General features: G+C 58.4%; 30 protein-coding genes. 16 read left to right on the top strand and 14 right to left on the bottom strand.

Going from position 1 to position 17,545, the window contains the following annotated elements:
- Positions 1 to 5 precede the first annotated feature (5 nt).
- The gene (locus tag WH7805_RS01155) at positions 6 to 203 is read right to left on the bottom strand and encodes a hypothetical protein (protein WP_006041077.1); all 198 of its coding nucleotides are present in this window, start codon (positions 201 to 203) and stop codon (positions 6 to 8) included.
- A 110-nt stretch (positions 204 to 313) separates the two neighbouring features.
- Here WH7805_RS01155 and sodC point away from each other — a divergent pair, with 110 nt between their 5' ends.
- Positions 314 to 838 (top strand): superoxide dismutase family protein, encoded by a 525-nt coding sequence (gene sodC, locus WH7805_RS01150; protein ID WP_006041076.1) that lies wholly within the window; start codon positions 314 to 316, stop codon positions 836 to 838.
- A gap of 3 nt (positions 839 to 841) precedes the next feature.
- The gene (locus WH7805_RS01145; RefSeq protein WP_006041075.1) at positions 842 to 1,663 is read left to right on the top strand and encodes an SDR family NAD(P)-dependent oxidoreductase; all 822 of its coding nucleotides are present in this window, start codon (positions 842 to 844) and stop codon (positions 1,661 to 1,663) included.
- Positions 1,664 to 1,675: 12 nt separating this feature from the next.
- Here WH7805_RS01145 and dcd read toward each other — a convergent pair whose 3' ends face one another.
- Complete coding sequence (gene dcd / locus WH7805_RS01140) at positions 1,676 to 2,200, bottom strand: dCTP deaminase (protein ID WP_006041074.1); 525 nt, start codon at positions 2,198 to 2,200, stop codon at positions 1,676 to 1,678.
- A gap of 336 nt (positions 2,201 to 2,536) precedes the next feature.
- On the opposite strand from dcd, the gene WH7805_RS01135 reads away from it, so the two are divergent.
- Positions 2,537 to 2,983: a cupin domain-containing protein gene (locus tag WH7805_RS01135; protein ID WP_006041073.1), complete on the top strand. Its 447-nt coding sequence runs from the start codon at positions 2,537 to 2,539 to the stop codon at positions 2,981 to 2,983.
- Between the two features lie 5 nt (positions 2,984 to 2,988).
- Here WH7805_RS01135 and WH7805_RS01130 read toward each other — a convergent pair whose 3' ends face one another.
- The 3 genes from WH7805_RS01130 to WH7805_RS01120 form a co-directional block, all read right to left on the bottom strand.
- Positions 2,989 to 3,327, bottom strand: coding sequence for a phenylpyruvate tautomerase MIF-related protein (locus WH7805_RS01130; RefSeq protein WP_006041072.1), 339 nt, complete (start codon positions 3,325 to 3,327; stop codon positions 2,989 to 2,991).
- Positions 3,328 to 3,405: 78 nt separating this feature from the next.
- Entirely contained in the window at positions 3,406 to 3,693 is a 288-nt protein-coding gene (locus WH7805_RS01125) for a hypothetical protein (RefSeq protein WP_006041071.1), read from the bottom strand.
- Entirely contained in the window at positions 3,693 to 4,469 is a 777-nt protein-coding gene (locus WH7805_RS01120) for a hypothetical protein (RefSeq protein ID WP_232198915.1), read from the bottom strand. Before WH7805_RS01120 ends, WH7805_RS01125 begins: the two co-directional genes overlap by 1 nt.
- Positions 4,470 to 4,852: 383 nt before the next feature.
- On the opposite strand from WH7805_RS01120, the gene WH7805_RS01115 reads away from it, so the two are divergent.
- Together WH7805_RS01115 and WH7805_RS01110 are read left to right on the top strand one after the other, a co-directional pair.
- Positions 4,853 to 5,323 (top strand): hypothetical protein, encoded by a 471-nt coding sequence (locus WH7805_RS01115; protein WP_006041069.1) that lies wholly within the window; start codon positions 4,853 to 4,855, stop codon positions 5,321 to 5,323.
- Positions 5,247 to 5,918 carry a hypothetical protein gene (locus tag WH7805_RS01110; protein ID WP_198005721.1) on the top strand — a complete coding sequence of 224 codons (672 nt, stop codon included), beginning with the start codon at positions 5,247 to 5,249 and terminating at the stop codon, positions 5,916 to 5,918. Before WH7805_RS01115 ends, WH7805_RS01110 begins: the two co-directional genes overlap by 77 nt.
- 1,017 nt (positions 5,919 to 6,935) lie before the next feature.
- Here the strand turns inward: WH7805_RS01110 and WH7805_RS01105 are convergent.
- The 3 genes from WH7805_RS01105 to WH7805_RS01095 are packed head-to-tail and all read right to left on the bottom strand — an operon-like array spanning position 6,936 to position 7,702.
- Positions 6,936 to 7,205, bottom strand: a complete 270-nt coding sequence (locus WH7805_RS01105) for a hypothetical protein (protein ID WP_006041067.1) — start codon at positions 7,203 to 7,205, stop codon at positions 6,936 to 6,938.
- A 30-nt stretch (positions 7,206 to 7,235) separates the two neighbouring features.
- Positions 7,236 to 7,487 (bottom strand): TIGR03643 family protein, encoded by a 252-nt coding sequence (locus tag WH7805_RS01100; protein ID WP_006041066.1) that lies wholly within the window; start codon positions 7,485 to 7,487, stop codon positions 7,236 to 7,238.
- Complete coding sequence (locus WH7805_RS01095; RefSeq protein WP_006041065.1) at positions 7,484 to 7,702, bottom strand: hypothetical protein; 219 nt, start codon at positions 7,700 to 7,702, stop codon at positions 7,484 to 7,486. Before WH7805_RS01095 ends, WH7805_RS01100 begins: the two co-directional genes overlap by 4 nt.
- A gap of 69 nt (positions 7,703 to 7,771) precedes the next feature.
- On the opposite strand from WH7805_RS01095, the gene WH7805_RS01090 reads away from it, so the two are divergent.
- The gene (locus WH7805_RS01090; protein WP_006041064.1) at positions 7,772 to 8,080 is read left to right on the top strand and encodes a hypothetical protein; all 309 of its coding nucleotides are present in this window, start codon (positions 7,772 to 7,774) and stop codon (positions 8,078 to 8,080) included.
- Positions 8,081 to 8,087: 7 nt separating this feature from the next.
- On the opposite strand, the gene WH7805_RS01085 is transcribed toward WH7805_RS01090, so the two are convergent.
- Complete coding sequence (locus WH7805_RS01085) at positions 8,088 to 8,363, bottom strand: Nif11-like leader peptide family natural product precursor (RefSeq protein ID WP_369775983.1); 276 nt, start codon at positions 8,361 to 8,363, stop codon at positions 8,088 to 8,090.
- A gap of 7 nt (positions 8,364 to 8,370) precedes the next feature.
- On the opposite strand from WH7805_RS01085, the gene WH7805_RS01080 reads away from it, so the two are divergent.
- Together WH7805_RS01080 and WH7805_RS01075 are read left to right on the top strand one after the other, a co-directional pair.
- The gene (locus tag WH7805_RS01080; protein WP_232198914.1) at positions 8,371 to 9,009 is read left to right on the top strand and encodes a DUF3598 family protein; all 639 of its coding nucleotides are present in this window, start codon (positions 8,371 to 8,373) and stop codon (positions 9,007 to 9,009) included.
- A 60-nt stretch (positions 9,010 to 9,069) separates the two neighbouring features.
- Positions 9,070 to 9,270, top strand: a complete 201-nt coding sequence (locus tag WH7805_RS01075; RefSeq protein ID WP_006041061.1) for a chlorophyll a/b-binding protein — start codon at positions 9,070 to 9,072, stop codon at positions 9,268 to 9,270.
- On the opposite strand, the gene WH7805_RS01070 is transcribed toward WH7805_RS01075, so the two are convergent.
- Positions 9,237 to 10,523, bottom strand: coding sequence for a glycosyltransferase family 2 protein (locus WH7805_RS01070; protein ID WP_006041060.1), 1,287 nt, complete (start codon positions 10,521 to 10,523; stop codon positions 9,237 to 9,239). The two genes, WH7805_RS01075 and WH7805_RS01070, sit on opposite strands and share 34 nt — an antisense overlap.
- A 644-nt stretch (positions 10,524 to 11,167) precedes the next feature.
- Complete coding sequence (locus WH7805_RS01060) at positions 11,168 to 11,386, bottom strand: hypothetical protein (protein WP_156783726.1); 219 nt, start codon at positions 11,384 to 11,386, stop codon at positions 11,168 to 11,170.
- A gap of 122 nt (positions 11,387 to 11,508) precedes the next feature.
- Between WH7805_RS01060 and WH7805_RS01055 the strand changes: the two genes are divergently transcribed.
- The 8 genes from WH7805_RS01055 to WH7805_RS01020 all read left to right on the top strand — a co-directional run bounded on the left by WH7805_RS01055 (position 11,509) and on the right by WH7805_RS01020 (position 15,619).
- A complete protein-coding gene (locus WH7805_RS01055; RefSeq protein WP_006041057.1) occupies positions 11,509 to 11,760 on the top strand; it encodes a DUF3104 domain-containing protein in 252 nt (83 codons plus the stop codon).
- Positions 11,761 to 11,865: 105 nt separating this feature from the next.
- Entirely contained in the window at positions 11,866 to 12,822 is a 957-nt protein-coding gene (locus WH7805_RS01050) for an orange carotenoid-binding protein (RefSeq protein ID WP_006041056.1), read from the top strand.
- Complete coding sequence (locus WH7805_RS01045) at positions 12,812 to 13,555, top strand: fatty acid desaturase (protein WP_006041055.1); 744 nt, start codon at positions 12,812 to 12,814, stop codon at positions 13,553 to 13,555. The genes WH7805_RS01050 and WH7805_RS01045 overlap by 11 nt, the downstream gene beginning before the upstream one ends.
- A gap of 45 nt (positions 13,556 to 13,600) precedes the next feature.
- Positions 13,601 to 13,921 carry a hypothetical protein gene (locus WH7805_RS01040; protein ID WP_006041054.1) on the top strand — a complete coding sequence of 107 codons (321 nt, stop codon included), beginning with the start codon at positions 13,601 to 13,603 and terminating at the stop codon, positions 13,919 to 13,921.
- A 388-nt stretch (positions 13,922 to 14,309) separates the two neighbouring features.
- Positions 14,310 to 14,498: a hypothetical protein gene (locus WH7805_RS01025; RefSeq protein ID WP_006041051.1), complete on the top strand. Its 189-nt coding sequence runs from the start codon at positions 14,310 to 14,312 to the stop codon at positions 14,496 to 14,498.
- 170 nt (positions 14,499 to 14,668) lie between these two features.
- Positions 14,669 to 14,773, top strand: a complete 105-nt coding sequence (locus WH7805_RS15150; protein WP_071933664.1) for a DUF4278 domain-containing protein — start codon at positions 14,669 to 14,671, stop codon at positions 14,771 to 14,773.
- Positions 14,774 to 14,882: 109 nt separating this feature from the next.
- The gene (locus tag WH7805_RS14645) at positions 14,883 to 15,035 is read left to right on the top strand and encodes a hypothetical protein (protein ID WP_006041050.1); all 153 of its coding nucleotides are present in this window, start codon (positions 14,883 to 14,885) and stop codon (positions 15,033 to 15,035) included.
- 143 nt (positions 15,036 to 15,178) lie between these two features.
- Positions 15,179 to 15,619 carry a lipocalin-like domain-containing protein gene (locus WH7805_RS01020; RefSeq protein WP_050751999.1) on the top strand — a complete coding sequence of 147 codons (441 nt, stop codon included), beginning with the start codon at positions 15,179 to 15,181 and terminating at the stop codon, positions 15,617 to 15,619.
- 7 nt (positions 15,620 to 15,626) lie between these two features.
- On the opposite strand, the gene WH7805_RS01015 is transcribed toward WH7805_RS01020, so the two are convergent.
- The 3 genes from WH7805_RS01015 to WH7805_RS01005 all read right to left on the bottom strand — a co-directional run bounded on the left by WH7805_RS01015 (position 15,627) and on the right by WH7805_RS01005 (position 17,500).
- Positions 15,627 to 16,334: a response regulator transcription factor gene (locus WH7805_RS01015; RefSeq protein ID WP_006041048.1), complete on the bottom strand. Its 708-nt coding sequence runs from the start codon at positions 16,332 to 16,334 to the stop codon at positions 15,627 to 15,629.
- Positions 16,335 to 16,358: 24 nt separating this feature from the next.
- A complete protein-coding gene (locus tag WH7805_RS14640; RefSeq protein ID WP_006041047.1) occupies positions 16,359 to 16,532 on the bottom strand; it encodes a hypothetical protein in 174 nt (57 codons plus the stop codon).
- A 671-nt stretch (positions 16,533 to 17,203) separates the two neighbouring features.
- Positions 17,204 to 17,500, bottom strand: a complete 297-nt coding sequence (locus WH7805_RS01005) for a DUF411 domain-containing protein (RefSeq protein ID WP_006041045.1) — start codon at positions 17,498 to 17,500, stop codon at positions 17,204 to 17,206.
- Between the last annotated feature and the right edge of the window lie 45 nt (positions 17,501 to 17,545).

Raw genomic sequence — 17,545 nt, 5'->3', positions numbered from 1 at the left:
TGTGTTCAACGCAGTGCTTTCGACCGAGGGTTATCGAGCAGTTTCATCGGCCAGAGCGCCAGCGGCATGCCGACACGGAAGGCGACTTGAAGAAGCCAGCGTTTCATGGTGCGACCTGATGGGTCATCTTCAGCGTGGCTGATCAGCAGAACCACCACAAGACCGGAGACGAAGATCGTTACGCCGTCGCCATCCCATGACATCTCTCCCCATCCATACCTGCTCTGCCCTAGCCGCTGACTTCAAAGCGGTACCGCTGCCAACACAGCGGCAGCGCCATTTGCATGACAATGAGCCCCCCTGGACATCCTCCATGCCGCGCTTGGTGCCCCTGATCGCGTTGATCCTGTTGTTGTTCATGCCAGGCCAGGCCTCGGCCGGTTCGCTGGAGGTGACGGTTCACTCCATCAGTGCTGAGGGGGTTGGGGCTCCCATCGGCAGCGTGCAGGCCCATGACAGCGACCAGGGGCTGGTGATCACGCCAACACTCCAAGGATTAAGCGAGGGTGAACACGGGTTTCACCTGCATGCCGGCGACTCCTGCGACGCCGCCATGAATGGCGAGGGTGAGATGGTGGCGGGTCTTGCCGCCAAGGGTCACTGGGACCCCGACGAAACCAACACCCATCTCGGACCGTTCGGGAACGGTCACCGCGGTGACCTCAGCAAGCTTGTGGTGAATGCCGATGGCAACACCACAACCACGGTGGTAGCCCCCCGACTGAGCACCTCCGATCTGCGTGGACGGGCGCTGGTGGTGCATGCCGGTGGTGACACGTACAGCGACATCCCACCATTGGGAGGCGGTGGCGCCCGCATCGCCTGCGGGGTGGGCTGACGCATGCCAACCACTCGAACCGTTCTGATCACCGGTGCCTCTAGCGGCATCGGCCGGATCACGGCCCTGCAGCTGCTGAAGAGGGGCTGGACCGTTCATGCAGCAGCGCGACGGGTCGATGCCATGGAGGACCTGCGCGGGCGGGGAGCCGTTGTGCATGCTCTCGACATCACGGATTCCGATTCCCGACAAGCGCTCAGTGACGCGGTTGCGGAGCACGGCGGCGGCCTTGATGCCCTTGTGAACAATGCCGGATACGGCGACGTTGGACCGTTGGAAACCATGCCGCTTGATGCGGCACGGGCAATGTTTGAGGTGAATGTGTTCGGGCTCATGGGCCTGACCCAAGCGCTGCTGCCAGCGATGCGCAGCCGCGGTCAAGGCCGGATCGTGAACATCTCATCCATCGCCGGTCGTTTTGTGACACCGGGAGCTGGCTGGTATGGCGCCAGCAAGTTCGCTGTTGAAGCCTTGAGCGATGCGCTGCGCATGGAGCTGCAGAGCTTCGGCGTGAAGGTGGTGGTGATCGAACCCGGCTTGATCCGCACGGGTTTTGAAGCCGTCAGCCAGCCTTCACTTGCGGCTGGTGGCGATGATCCGGTCTGGGGAAGGATGATGCAGAACGTCGCCACGGCCTGGGCCGAAGGCTTCCGACAAGGGTCCGATCCCGACGTGGTGGCCGCCTGCATCGAGCGAGCTCTCACAGAGGCTGATCCAAGCCCGCGCTACCGCTGCGGCAGCTCGTCGGAATCAGCGCTGATTCAGCACTTCATCCCAACCCGTCTGTGGGACGCCATGGTGCGACGGCGCATGATCGGCGACTGAATCAACACGCGATCAGAAGCTCTGCTGGGTCTGGCCGGCAAAACGGCCTGCGTAGTGCTCCTCGCCATCGAGCTCCTGAAAGATGAATTGGCAGATGGCTGTACCAGGAACCACGGCCAGGGGGGCCGGCCCGAAATTGCTCATCTCCAGCACCTGCTGACTGTCGATGCCTGGCCCCATGAACGGAGCACTGATGTGGACCATCAGCCCCAGACGGGCGAATCGACTGCGTCCCTCCAACCAACCGCACAACCCCGGACCAAGCCTGAGACGCTCCCGGGTGATTCCCAGAATCGTTTCACCGGGCATGATCAGGATGTGCTCCCCGTCTGGCACCTCCACCTTGTCGGTGAACTCCCGGTAGTCGGTGTTTTCGCAGACGGCGATCACCTCATGCACCTTGCGGAACACCCGGAAGCTTCCGGCCAGGGTGAGATCCACGGACGCCGGCCCCACCAGCTCAGGATCGAAGGGAGAGATCGTGATCACGCCGGCCTCGATCGCCTGAAGAATGGCCTGCTGTCCCAGAACTGCCATGGGGCTTCTACGAGGGGCACAAAGTATGGCCTGAACACGACATGAGCCCTTGTTTGTGGCAACATGTACGTGTGAAGCAGGTCTGACAGATGTCACCTGCACGCCGAGAGAGCCTGAAACAAACGTTCAGCGCGATCCAGATACCTCAACGGAGAAACCATCATGAAGAGTCCTGCCAGTCAGGGACGACAACACTTTGCATTGTCAAATCATCAGAGTTCCCTTAGTCCATCGACCAGTCAGCCCTCCCACTTCAGTCCCTCCAACGAGGGCCAACGGAACCAGTCATCTCAGCTCATCAGCTGGGATGAGCTGTTCGGCCAGCGTTGATTCCGGATGCGCAGGCAAGGTGCTCTGCTCCTCCTGCTGGCGGGATGGGCCACTGGATCCATTGCCCATCCCGTCACCCCCAGCGAGGAGCTGCGTCCACCGGTTGGAGGTGCTCCAGCAGAAACCCGCCAGATTCGCGTGGAACCACTCGGAGCTCTCGACCTCGAACGGGAATTCAGTGCGCTGCAAGGACGGGAACTACGGACCAGGCGCATCACGATCCTGCCCGGTGGATCGGTGGCCTGGCATGAACACGAGCAGAGGCCCGGGGTTGCTTACATCCTCAGCGGCACACTGGTGGAATACAGGCAAGACGGTGCTGGGGTTCGTGCGATCGAGCGACAGGCTGGGGACGCTGTCTTTGAATCAAGCGGTGTTCTGCACGGCTGGCGCAACACCAGTGGAACGACAGCCACCGCCGTGGTGATCGACCTCGTTCCTCAAGGGAACTGAAGGAATCAACCGAACGTGGATCCGTTCCAGCCCCAGCAGCTTGCTGGCACATCCTCAAAGCCGATGTAAATCCTGTTGGCTGGAACCCCGGTTCGAGCACTGATCAGATCGCAGAAGGCCGCGGTCATGGCTGGGGGGCGTAGGGCGCCGATCGACTTCACCTCCACATAGGCGCAGGGTTCGGGGCTGCCGGCGAAGGTCATCGGCACACCGGTTTCCAGCAACGTCATCACATAGGCCTCGGGCTTGCCTGTCTGCTCCGCCAGCAACGACGACAGCTGCTGAAGCAACCCATCCGCATCGTCAACGGAAGCAAGGGACGTGCGCAGATTGATCAGTGGCATGCGGTGCTCAGAGCTCGACACTGTGATGAACGTCGAGGAGTGTCCTCGTGTGGTTCCGGTCTACACCCGCTGCACTCCTCAGGTCCGCTGGGATTCCCGGAACGCCTTCAGCTTGTCCATATCTTTCTCCTCATCAATCGTGTAATCGGTGAGGATCAAAGCCTTGCCGATGGTGCCGAGGGCATATTCGATCCGGTCGAGGTCGTTCCGCCCCCCGCCATCGTTGCGCGCTGCGCGGATCACAGCGGGTGTGAGCTGCTTGGCGATCTGTTCGATCGCATCTGCGATGGCTTTGGCCTGGTCGAGGGGGTCCGTGGCATCCATGGCACTGCTGCATGCGCCGTTCAACTCTGCCACCACTGGCATCACTGAGGTCCAATCGCGTTGACCACCAGCGGTAGAAGCAGCCACGTAGAACTCATCCAGCAACACAGGTAGGCCACCGTTGGCGCAGAGTATCCCCAGTCCATGCAGACAAAGGCCCGACGCAGGTCAGCAGGATCAATCCCTCCAAGCCTCATATCTCGAAGGCTCCGGCGCACGCTGAAACTTGAGCCAAAGAAGGCCCCGGCAAAGAAGGCCCCGGCGATGTCAACGTCCAGCCGGCCGTGGGGCCAAGCATCCAACAGTGCCGGATCATCAGCACAAGCAACCTTGATGTTGCGGATGTACTGATTCAGGTCGATGTGCTGGTTCGATGCCGCCGTGAACGTGGCAAAGATGCAGTGCTTCCCTAGATCCTCTGAAAAGAGCCGACTGGCCCGTCCGGGTTTTAGATAACCAGCAGGGATCCCATAATTGGCCTGCAGATCAGGATGGAACGGCCCACCAGGGTTAGCCAAAAGGATCGTCAGGGACGGTACACAGGCGGGACCACGCAAAGTTGCAGCAGCACTGTCGATCAACGCCGCATCGAAGTGGTTGCCAACCTCATCGTGGATGGCGCAGATAAACGATCGACCCTGCAGCCTGGCCAAAGCCTTCACCTGTTCACCCAGGCCGGCGCCGGTGTAAGCCAATTCGACCTTGCCATAGGCCATCCCCTTGCCGCCCAGCCTGAAGGTCATGTCGGCCCCGGAGTAGCTCGTTCCCGGAAACACCACCGACAAATACCGCCAGAGCAACCCCTGTAGTTCGGTCAAGCCTTGGAAGGTCGTTCTGGTGATCAGGCAGCTGTATTTGTCCTGGAAATGAGCGGCGTCCCTGGCTACCACCAGAACAATGCCTCAGCTCTTGCCGGTCCCCCTGGCACTGATCACAAAAAGGACATCAGCAAACGAGCATCAAGGCCTGCGTCTGCGTCGGCTCCCGTATCTCTGGCCCGGCTTGAACCGCTGGTGCTGTTGCCTTCTTCGCCATGAACCCAGTCTGGCGAGGGCAAACAAGCTAAATGTCATATTGAAAATCCTCTAAGGAAGCCCACTAGCTAACTCTCTAATCAGCGGCAGTCATCGAAAAGGCCATCAGCCTTGACTCGCCAAGACCTAGCGTCCAGGGACACCTACCACCGACAGGACTTCTTGACATGGAGGAAGACTGGAAAGCGTTCCTCATCAGAAACAAATGGGCGCCCTTCAGGCTTATCAAAGAAAAGTATCCGGGACTCGAGAGATACGATTTAGACAACTGGCTAAAAAAAGACAGAGTTAAAAAGGTTCTTAATAGAGATTATTGGACCCCATCTCTTGAAATGCATCCAAAGCAAGCGTCCGACGTGCTGGGAGCAATGTTCAAATATTCAATAGAAGAAGAACAACAAATCTTGCTAAGCAAACAGGATGCAGCGAAAAAACTTTTACAAATGAAAGCATCAGAGTTCATGCGCAATTACCTAACCAAAAGGCACCTAGAGCTCTTGCCCGGCAACTACAAACAATGGAGCAATAAAGGATACACGGCCATCTCATTCATGTGCCTTCATGTCTTCCCAGGAAAAAAATACTGCGAAGAAAAGGGGCTACTGCCAGGAATGTTTTTTTCAAAGCTCAATCACTGAGATCGACAATTCCGAACTGCTTGCAATACTCGAAGTCATCTACTTGAGGCACTTGAAACAATTGCCCAACGAAAGCGATCAAGCATCGATCGACGAAGCTAAAGAAGAGTTCTACTGCAGATGCGACGACAAAGGATTTATCACCAACGAAGACCTGCGCACCTATGGCTGGACGCTTGCCGCCACAAAAAAACGCGGAGGAATAAGCCAATGGCTTCAAGCATTAGCCGATAAGTTTGCTGTTGATATCGGCCTGAATTCAGATGATGCTCAAGAGAATCGCTGGAACACATGGCGATATCGCCAAGAGAATCCTGGCAGGGAATTGACAAGATGTTTTCTCACAAACTCTATCCCCACCGACCTTCACCACCTACTCCCTCGGAAAGACTATCCAGAGCTCACCTACCACCCCGAAAATGTTGTCGCAATCAGCCCAGCCATACACGCCTTTATCACGCGCAGATCATGGTACAAAGAGACAGAAGATTTATACATCAAAGCCATCAACGACTGGATTAAGGCCAAGGAAGGAGAAAAAATTGAATGCTTTTCAAGCGCATTTTCTTCGATTCAAAAAGAGATGATGCTCTAACAAGATTCACCTACAATGACTTCCAAGGCATCACCTAGATAAGTATTTATCTTTTCAAAAAGAATCACTCATCGGCGGACATCTATTAATGCAGCAAGTGCTTTAACCATCTCCCTTCAGCACGATCAAAGACCAATGAATTATTCCCAACCGGCATCGCCGTGATGGGGGGCACTTGATTCAGAACACGACAACCAGCCAGCGGCTGAAACCACATCAGGAGCGGATGGGGGAATCGTGTGGCCACTGGCCTGGAACTCCCAGGTCCAACCGGGCGGCACGCCATTCCCACACTCAACCAATTCGCCCTGGAGGGCAATGAGCGTTAACTCGGATAGCCATTAACTACTGACGGGTGGAAAGTATGTCCATCGAGATCGGAGGAGCCCATGACGGACAACACTCCACCTGAGCAAACAGCAGAAGCAACCTGACTTTTTGGCCCCTGCTCCAACAGTTTCCACACATCAGTGAGGCTGGTCCTTTGGTAGGCATCAACTGAGCGCCACACCAATCGACACTCCAACTTGCACCGCCACAGGTGCCCCGGAGCTTCATCAGCCACACCCCTGGACTAAATGGCCCCAGGTGCCGCCACGCCAGACGCTTCGACCCTCGCCAGAAATGGCACTACGACTTGACCTCTGCCCTCTACGGGAATCAAAGGACAGGTGGTGTCGGAAGCGAGGAATAAGAGAGACCACCCCATTCCTGTCGTAGGTGGGCGGGCCTCTCAACCCCTGTTCATTCAAGGGTTGAACGATGCATGAACGAGCGACCTAGGCCGTCTTTCCATCGGGAGGGGCGGCCTTCCTCTTTGCGAGTAGAGCGAAACAGGCTCCTTCGCTCTACTCGCAACGGCACTGGCCTGCTCAGCGCGGAAATCCGAAACGACAGGGCGGGCCTCCGCCTTGGACGCCATCCTGAAGCCAGATGCCTCGAACGCAGCGATGCTGCGCAAGGGTGAACTCCATGAGCGATGGGGAAAACGCGCTCTGCTTTCGTGCTGAACTCGGTTCAGCGGGCACGCCATTGATTCCAGACCCTGCGGTGCCAGGGCGTGACATCTCTGGGGAGCGGTGGCTCTCCTCGCTGCTGGCGCTCCAGCTGCTCCATCTCGAGCCTCAGCTTCCTGAGCACGGGGATCAGCAGCAACCCCGCGATCAGGCCGACAAACAGCAGCACGGGAAGCAGGGTGATCAACCAGATCGTGGCCACAACAGCGACGGCCGTTGCAGCCAGTTGTTGGATCCACTTCGGCCGGCGACGGCCCGGCAACTGCTTCATGGTGAGGTGGGCGTCCGTTTCAGCCTGCCACTAATGGTGGCCGCTGGCGCGGAAGCGAGACGACCGACTGGTCATCCCGTGCTTCGTTCGACGTCCGCTCACGCGCTTGCGCCACATCCGGAAAGAGGAGGGTTTGAGCGCATGGCGCATGATGGCGATTACCTCCGGTTCGCTGATGCCGAACTGAGCCTGAATGGCCTCAAAGGTGGTGCGGTCTTCCCAGGCCATTTCAATGATTCGGTCGAGATCGACGGAATCAAAACGGTCAACGGGGCTGCTCACAGCAGATCCAGGGCACGGAGCACATCCACGCGGATGCCACCCAGGCGCGCCCAGGCCTGGAGAGCGTCGGCTTGCGAGCCATAGGGACGCCAATCGTTCTCGGCAAGCCGTCGCTGCATGTGCCTGGCCACCCGATCCACCACGAGGCGATCGCTGGGAACGGAAATCCTGATGGGCTTGCCGTTCAGTTCGTGAATGAGCTCACTTGCAGGCATGGGTATGAACGCTGATTGTGCCTTTTGATACAGGGCACAACACTGAAGGGAAGGTCCTAGGAGCGCAGTATGAACCAGTCCTCAACCAAGACGGCCCGTCTTCGCACGCAACAGGATCAGTTAACGACTGCCCAGCCGACCGCCGAGTGCCGCCTGCGCAATGACCGTCAGAGCTACTTCGCCATCACACGCGAGCTCGTGCAGGCGCAGTTCGTTCTGGCCGACGCCGTGCTGAGCCAGCGCCTCTGGCAGGAGGTCGCCGATCGCGACATGGAGGTAGGTCGCATCCTCAACCTGCTCTACGGAAGCTGCTTTCAGGACGACGAGGCCGAGATGACCGCCCTCGACGATGCCTTCCTGGCCCTGCACGTGAGCTGAGCCGGCTTCAGTAGTAACGCCCGGGGTATTCCCCCGGGTGATCCACGCGGGTTACCCGCACACCATCAACGCTGCGGCCTGAGAGCAGCAGCAGATCACTCCCGGACACTGCATAGCCGAGCTGCTGGGCCAGTAGAGCCACCTCGTCAGCGGTGACGGAGGCCTGAACCTGCGCCTGCAGGCGAGGGTCACGGCTGAGATGGGCCAGAAACGCCTGCACAGGTGAGGGGGCCATGGCTCCGAGCAGGGGCTTGAGACTCCATCGTCCCTGACGGCGCGCCAACCTGAACGTGCTCAGCTCCTCCCCAGCCGCCATGCACGACCAACGGGCAGCGTTGCTGCAGCACAACATCGGCCGTTGGGCGGGGTGCTTCATCCGTCTCAACGGCGATGGCCATGAGCAGGCTCGCTTCCCCACATCACTGTCGGTGAAGGAGTCCGACGGGCTGATTCAGACCTGTCTCTCCTACGAGCACACCGGCCAGCAGCGGTCGATGACCTTTCAAACCCTGCCACCCACCATGCAAGTGAGCCCCAACGGTGGTTGGTCTCTTGGCCCGGCCAGCATCACGCCCTGGAACTGGGTGGCGGAACTCTGCGTGGTGCACCAGCAAGCGCGCAGAAGGATCGTGGTGCGTCATGGAGTGAGCGGATTGGAGCAGGTGGTGTATGTCGTAGAAATCGAAGGCACCAGGAAACCCGAGGCACCAACGGAGCCACTTCAGTGCCCCGCGCACAGCGCGGAGGACCTGCTGATCTGGGAACCCGAAGAGGGCGTTGAACTGCTTCTGGACCAGCGCGATCGCCAGGCGGGCGACGCCACCGCCTGCGGGCTGCGCTGGACCCTTCCTGATGGAACAGTGCGGCAGATGGTGCGTCGCTACGACACCAAGGGAGATCTGCTGCCCTTGAGCCAGGCCTGGCCTTGAGCCAGGAGCGTTGCATTCCTTAACAAAGAGTCGTAACGTTCTGTTAATCGACACTTGACCATGGATTCCACTTCTTCCAACAGAGATGCCTGGTTCCAGGACGCTGCTGCCGCCCAGATCCAAGGTGAGCGCATGGTGCGCGCTGAACTGCTCAACGGCCGCGTGGCCATGCTCGGTTTCGTGATCGGCGTTCTCACCGAAGCCCTCACCGGCCACGGCATCCTCAGTCAGATCACCTTCGGCGTGCTCGGCCTGAGCTGACGTCCTTTCCAGGTCCATCCCCGACCGGTCAGAGTTCGCCAGACCGAGACCGGTCCGATCGCTCCCACCAGCAGCCCACCGGCTCCCATCAACCACCAGAGGGTTGTGGGGATTCTGAACGTTCTGCTGATGTAGAGCCTCAACAGAAATTGCTGAACAATCGCCAGGATCCCCAAAGCGAAACTGCTTTCCCACCAGAGAAACAGCGTTGGGAATCCCAGGAACAGTGCCGGTGATGCCACAAGCAACATCCAGGGGACACTGAACATCAACACCACCACGGCCGCTGCCGCCAGCGCCTTCAGGACGTCACGATCCAGGCCGAGACACCAGTTTTTGGTCCACCCTTCCCAGAGGGAAGCAAGATCTGGATACATGCGTAGATCCACCGCATCAAGTCCCAGCACGTAGCGCAGCCGCATGCCTTGGTTTTTGATGCGCCGGGCCAAAGCCAGATCTTCCACCACTTCGGCGGCAAGGGCGCGATGTCCACCGATGGCTTCATAGGCCGTACGACGAAACATCATGAATGGGCCTGCTGCAAACGCCACCGATGAGGTGGGATCGTTGGCGTCTTCAATGGGAAAGCCCAGGCCGAGAAGGCTGGCCATGATCGGCTGCACCATCCATTCCGCCAGGCAGGCACAGCTCAGGCGCGGAGCAAGGCTGAACAGATCAGCGCCCTCATCGATCGCCTGGGCGAGAGCACGACGCAGGGCATCGGGCTTCAGCCGCACGTCCGCATCGATGAACACCACCCACCCCGACACAACCCCCTCCATTCCCTTGGAGCAGGCCCAGTTCTTGCCGACCCAGCACTCACCCTCCGGCCGAGAGCCTGCCTGCAACACCTCACCGCGGATCTGAGCATGCCCGCGCTCAGCCAGCACGGCGTTCGCCAGCACTTGGGTCGCCAGCTCCGTGGTTGCATCGGTGGAAGCATCATCCACAACCAACACCTGCCAGTCAGCACAGGGAGGCTCACTCTCGAGCACGTGCTGGAGGCAGGGGCCGATGTTGGCGGCCTCGTTGTAGGCCGGGATCACCACCGTCAACGCGGTGTCCTCAGGACTGGCGGACGCGTCCGACCGCAGCACAGGAGCGCGGGCAAAGCCACGCATCAGCCCCAGTTGAAGCAACAGGAGACCGCCGCAGGATGCCGTGGCCGACGCCAGCAGCAGCAGAGCGACGAGCTCCTCCCCATGGGCACTCAAGACAACCAACGATCTGCATTCATGATCGGCTTGATGCACAACACCATGACGCCCTGATCGCGTTCGCAGTCCGCCACATCACGGCAGGCACATCACTGGCACTCTCGTCTTTTTTAACCAGAGCAACAATGCGCCTTAACACGGATTGTCTCAGCGGTTCAGGCCGACGACAGTGTGGTCATTGAGATCGGAGGCGCTGATGACAGCCGACACTCCACCCCAGCCCAAACCTGAAGCAGCCTGACCCAACCGGCCCCTGCTCCAACAGTTTCCACCCATCCGTGAGGCTTCGTCCCTCGGCAGGCAATTATTGGTACGCCACGTCGACCGACACTCCAACGCATCGCTTCGGCTGCATCAAGCAGCCACAGGTGCCCCGGAGCTTCAAAAGCCTTACCTCTGGACTTCAGGCCCCAGGCGCCCTTAAGCCAGACGCTTCCCCATTGTCGCAACCGAGGCCGTCTTTTCTCCCGGGAAAAGGCGGCCTTGCTGTTGGCGACCATTGAAACAGCAGCGCTTTCTTCAGCCGCTGCAGCTCGATGCCAAGGATTCCAACGATTGCAAGATGATCTTGAAATCTTGGGGCGATAAAAAAGGCGGACCTTTTAAGGCCCACCTTTTTACATTTCCCAAATCCAGAATGTATCTTTAAGCACTCCAATGCGCGAGCCAGACACATTTGTTCATGACTTGGACTCTTTCTCCTGCCGCTGCTGATTGAAGGCTTCGATCTTGGAATCAGCCCAGCGCGCAAAGAAATACACACCCACGAACAGAGGTAGGTAGATAGTCCACATCCGATCAGGAGCCAGACCGCTGTTGTTAATCACTGCCAACCCGCCATAGCCAACAACGGCATAGATCACCGCACGCCTGATGGCACCGAGCTGCTTGGGGTTCATGATCGCCATTCATCACAACTCACACTACGAAGCATCTTCAGCCAGGTGCCTTGAAGCGAAAAACCCGGGGACTTGGCCTGGCCAGACACCGCCCTTAGCATCAATACATCAGTACTAAAACCATGGCCGCCCGTCCGGTCTTTCTCGACCTTCAGCCAGGGATGACCGTGATCGTCCGGCACGACCCCCTGCTCGGCGAACCCAACGACCAGGACTGGTGGATGGGACTGGTCCTGCACTGCAACGGCGGAGCAAGGGACCCTCAGGTCTTCACCCTCTTCCAGATCGCTGATATCGACTCCGGCGTGGTGCGCTGGGTGAACGCCGACCTCGTGACCCACATCCTGCCGGCGGCACCGACCAGCACCCATTAAGGGCGAAATTGATACCACGAACAAATGGGAACCGCGAGCATCCGATCAAAATCGCTTAAATCCGAAACATAGTGTTACAGTTTTTGGCATCCTCGATCACTCCGGATGTTCACGCTCGACAAAGCTCGTCAGATTTTCCCGGAGACCATGACTGCCGATGCCGTGCCGGCCATCACCGCGCGGTTCAAGCTGCTCAGCCCTGAAGACCAACTGGCCCTGATCTGGTTTGCCTATCTGGAAATGGGGCAGACCATCACCGTGGCAGCCCCGGGAGCTGCCCGTATGGCCCTGGCGAAGCCCACCCTCGATGAAATCGTGGCAATGAGCTTCGACGAGCAGACCAAGGTGATGTGCGACCTGGCGGCCAAGGTCAACAGCCCGGTCTCCAGCCGTTACGCCTTCTGGTCAGTGAACGTGAAGCTCTGCTTCTGGTATGAGCTGGGTGAATTCATGCGTCAGGGCAAGGTGGCCCCGATCCCCCAGGGCTACAAGCTGTCAGCCAACGCCACCTCCGTGCTGGAAGCCGTGAAGAAGGTGGAGCAGGGGCAGCAGATCACCCTGCTGCGCAATTTCGTGGTGGACATGGGGTATGACCCCGACGTGGACGACAGCAAGGTGGTGGCTGAGCCGATCGTGGCGCCGACCCCGGAGGATCAGCGTGAGGAGATCTTCATTCCGGGTGTGCTGAATCAGACGATCCTCAGCTACATGCAGCTGCTCAATGCCAATGACTTCGACCAGCTCATCGATCTCTTCCTCGATGACGGGGCTCTTCAGCCACCATTTCAGCGTCCGATCGTGGGTCGGGACGCCATCCTCAAGTTCTTCAAGCGCGATTGCCAGAACCTCAAGCTGATCCCCCAGGGAGGATTCGGAGAGCCTGCCGATAGCGGATTCACCCAGATCAAGGTCACCGGAAAGGTGCAGACGCCTTGGTTCGGCCGGGAAGTGGGCATGAACGTGGCCTGGCGCTTCCTGCTCGATGACAACAACAAGATCTACTTTGTGGCGATCGACCTGCTGGCCTCTCCCGCCGAGCTGCTGAAGCTTGGTGGCAAGTGATCCGATTCGCAACGACCACTGGCGAGGGTTGCAACTGGCGGGCTTAATCGGGTCCGCCTGGCTGGTCACCCTCACGGCTGGCCTCAGGCTTCCCATTCAGCAGGCCCACCCTCTGCTGATTGCAGGGCTTGTTCTGCTGAGAAGCTTTCTGCACACAGGGCTGTTCATCGTGGCTCATGACGCCATGCATGGCAGCCTCATTCCTCACCGAAAACTCTTCAATCGGTTCATCGGCCAGGGCTGCCTCTGGGCCTACGCCGGCCTGAGCTTTCAGGAGTGCCTGAACCATCACATTCAGCACCATCATTCGCCAGGATCCAAGACTGATCCCGATTACTGCAACGCGGCGGATCCTTCACCAGTGGCCTGGTATGCCCGCTTTCTCAGTCGCTATCTGAATCCGATGCAGCTGCTCAAGCTGGCGTCCTGGATGGGGGTTTTGCTGTTGATGATTCCCGCCAATCAGGATCAGCCACTGCTCACGCTTGCGTTGATCTATGTGCTTCCTTTAATCATCAGCTCCTGGCAACTATTTGTGGTGGGGACATTTTTACCCCATCGCAAAAGTGCCCCTGAGACTGATGATTTCCATCAACCAATCAGCCTCGATCTTCACCCCATACTGTCGTTCGCGGCGTGTTACCACTTTGGCTATCATCGCGAACATCACAGTTACCCAGCAGTGCCCTGGCATCAGCTTCCAGAAGTGCGCACTGTCTATAACCAATTCTGAACCTGGTTCAGCACCTCTGTCCCGACCCCTCACCTTCTCAAAACCATGTCAGCAGCTGACTGGACACACCAGGAACAATCCGTTGCCAAGCATGCCTTTGAAACAGGCAAGCAACGCTCCATTGAAGCTCTGATTGTGATTCTCAGAGAACAGAGCGCACTACTCGATACACCAGAGTCAATCTGGAAATTTCACGATTTTCTCAGCAGCGAACGCTTTCAATACGAAGGTCGGTCTGAATTCGACACGGCAAACATATTATTCACACTCGCTGACATGATCAAACAAAACTTGATCAATTACGATGATCTCGAGGGGTTAGAAAAAACCAAACTGAGTAAAATTAAAGCGATGGCAATGTTTTAAGCGTCAGGCTGATGCATGTGTTGTTGATCAATCCAAGAATGCAATGCTCCAACTTTGGGTTGGATCCGTATTGAGGCCGGGCTCAAGGCACAGGCCAGAGCATGGAACGGTTGATGCACACCTTCAACAATCAGGGTTCCCATCGGATGGGAATGGGCAAGGTTGAGTTTCATCATCGAGCTATGGATGCAGCGGAATCTGATCAGCGAAGATTCCTTCTCTCAGGCTCGCGGACCCAATGGCTCTTGGCGAGCCAAGTACAGAAAATCTTCCGAGACAAACCCATCAGCGTGGATGGGCAAATGCACAAAAACACATCAGTTTGTTGCCGTTGGCACGGCCAACCTGCGCGGGGCTGCCAACGATGGACCGAACAACGTGTTCAGCCATGACCAGCGAACAAGCCATTGAACTGATCGGCTCCGCTGTTGACTACAGCAAGCAACGCAGCAAGCTGCTCGCCAGCAGAGAGCGCGTTTCAGATGCCGAGGCCATCCGAAGTGAATTTGAGGAATGGATCAATCCAATTGGTGATTGCCTGCCCCTGATGCCATGCCCACGTCCGGAAGCCAATTGATCAGCTCCCAATCGATCACTGTGTATCCGCGTGAACGACACGGCAGTTGACAGCTTCGCTATGAAGGGTCTGTAGCAACCGCTACTAGAACACGTTCACCTCACTCCTGGTGAGGCGCAGTTCGACTCAGGCCATGGAACGGGGACCTGAGCTTGCTTCGAGGAACCATCATGACGCTTACCTATCGCGGCCAGAAGTACGTGCCGAACCACACTGCAGCTACCAGGCAGCAGCCTGTGGTTCTGATGTACCGCGGTCTCAAGTTGGCCAAATGAGTGAATGCCGCCACTAGCGGTGCTTTAGCCCTGCTCAGGCAGGGCTTTTTTATTGCTCTTTCCACAACGCCTGATGACAGCAGGCCAAAGGCAATGGCATTTTGAAATCATGAAACAGCGCTCCCTGCTTCAAAGGCTCGGTTCGTACCTGATGGGCCTGGTTGATGAGTACTGGACCATGCGCGAACCGAAGAGCTACGGAAAGGAGGCCCCAAGCTGCACAGTGCGCTGCGACGACGAGCACTGCGAGCGAGCCGACTGAACGGAATACCTCGGTTGTGGTTGATACCAACCATTCACAAAAGGATGTCGATCTGCTCATTCAGCGCCTCGCGCCGCTGAGACGCTGAAGTGACCATTGGTAACTTCCGCTTAATCCATCAATCGATTGTGAACGCAACGCCTGTGCAATCACTGATTGCCCTTGAAGCTTCTTGCATCCATGGCGCCTGGCAACTGGTGAGCTACTTGGTGGAGGAGAAAAGCAGCGGCAACACCTTCAGGCCGATGGGTGACCACCCAACGGGTTACGCGCTCTTCACCCCGGCTGGACGGGTGTCGTTCACGCTCACCGCTGAAGGTCGCAAACCAACAACAGACATCGAGGGCGACGCGGCTCTGCTGCGCAGCTTGGTGGCCTACTCCGGCACCTACAGGCTGGAGGACGACCGCTGGATCACTGCGGTGGATGTGGCTTGGAAGCCGGAATGGGTGGGCACCGAGCAGATGCGCTTCTTCTCGATTGACGGTGACCAGCTCACGGTGCGCACCCCATGGCGGGTGATGCCCAACTGGCCGAAACAAGGCCCGACCCGCAGCATCGTGATCTTCAAGCGCTGCAGCTGAAGCCTGCTCACTGCAGGGGATCAATCAAGCCATACAGCAGCGCCATCACCGCCATCTGGGTGCGGTCGCGAGCACCGAGCTTGTCCATGGCGTTACCCACATGGCTCTTCACTGTTTCCACTGAAAGGCCGAGCAGGCTGGCGATGGCATTGTTCTTGAGACCGCGCGCCACCCCGGCGGCCACCTCCAGTTCACGCGGGCTCAGTTCCTCCACCAAGGGCGGCAGATCGGGTTGCGGAGTGGAGGCGGCAATGCGACGGATCTGCTCCGGGAAGTAGACACCGCCCTCGGCGAGGGTGCGCAGGGCACTGATCAGATCACCGCGGCCAGTGCCCAGGCTGGATTTGAAGACCACACCGTCTGCAAAGGCTTCCATCGCTTCCTGCACCACCGTCTGGGTTTCGCGCACCAGCACGATCAGCAACTGACAGGTTGGAAGCTCCGCCTTCACCCGACGCAACAGGTTGATGCCATAGCCGGATTCGAGATCCGAGCTGCAGATCAGCAGATCCGGCTGGGTACGCAGCACCAGCTCAAACCCCTCTTCTTCTGTGGTGGCCGCACCCACCAGGCTCGACGTAATCGCATCGACGAGCACAAAGGAAATCAGCGAGAGGCGATCGCCAAACACCACAACAATGCGTCGATCCTTCAACAGCTCAGAGGCTTGGGCAATCGCCTCTTGATTGACACGGGAGTCAAGCCGAAGCTCCATGGATTGCAGACGGACACCCGATTGTTAGCGCGGATGGTCCAGATGCACCTGCTGCGGATCCCGCCACACCACCCCGCGGATGCGAGCGGGATAACGCGCACGGGCCAGCCGCCAGGCCTCCAGGGCATCAGCCACCTCCACGGTGTGGGTGATGAGCCGACCGTTCGACTCCAGGATGAGGTCGTAGGCAGGGGACATGCGTCCGAATCATGCAGTGCCTTCATTGAGGCAAAAGGCAGCGGAATGCACATCCCTCAACTGAGGGAGAGGCCTGCAGCACCCAGCTGTTTCCACTGGCATCAAGCACGCCGCTTTCACTTTTGATCGGCTTCGGCCAAACGGCAATGCGTGAATGCACTGATTGCCTTTGTCGCCTGGAACACCAACACTGTGTACATCGAGATCGGAGGCACCCATGACGGCCGACACTCCACCCGAGCCCAGACAAGAAGCTCGCTGACTTTCTGGCTCCTGCTCCAACAGTTTTCACCCATCAGAGAGGGATCGTCCTTCGGTAGGCAAAGATGTTCGCCACGCCGATCGACACTCCATCTGCACCGTTCCAGGTGCCCCACGGAGTCAATCACCCTCCCACCTAGGAACCTGGCCCCAGGCGCCACAGCCAGTCGCTTCGACCCTTTTCTTTCAGTCCACTTGCTGGAGGTTGAACAACCGTATGGCAACACTGAAATTCGCAAGGTCGTGATGCACAAACGAGCGCGTTAGGCCGCCTGTCCCGCCTAGGGACGACGGCCTCCCCAGATCAGCCCAAGGCTGATCGCTACCCCCCCAGGTCTCTTAACCAACGAGACCTGGGGGGGTTTGACTGTGAACCATTGGCCAGTGAAGGTCTGGGAAAGCCTGCCTCTTCAGTACCGCTCCACCACCTTTGTGGTGCCGTCGTGGGCGATGGCCATCACCACAAAGGGGTCGGGGTCGATCCCTTCCATCTCCATCCCGGGAGAACCGATCGGCATCCCCGGCACCGCCACGCCTTGGATATCAGGGCGTTCGGCGAGCAGTCGCTGAACCGACGCAGCTGGAACATGCCCATCGATCCTGTAGCCCGCAACGCTGGCGGTGTGGCAGACGCCTGGGTGGGATCGAGGCTGTCGCTGATCTGATCGTTGATGCGAAAGCCCGCAGCCGCGAGGTGCTGTTCCCACTGGCGGCAGCACTCACAACTGGCTGAGCGGACACGTGATCTCGGC

The sequence above is a fragment of the Synechococcus sp. WH 7805 genome, assembly GCF_000153285.1.
Classification (GTDB): Bacteria; Cyanobacteriota; Cyanobacteriia; order PCC-6307; family Cyanobiaceae; genus Synechococcus_C.
Note: the sequence above shows the minus strand (reverse complement) of the source record. Positions and strands in the feature narration are given on the sequence as shown.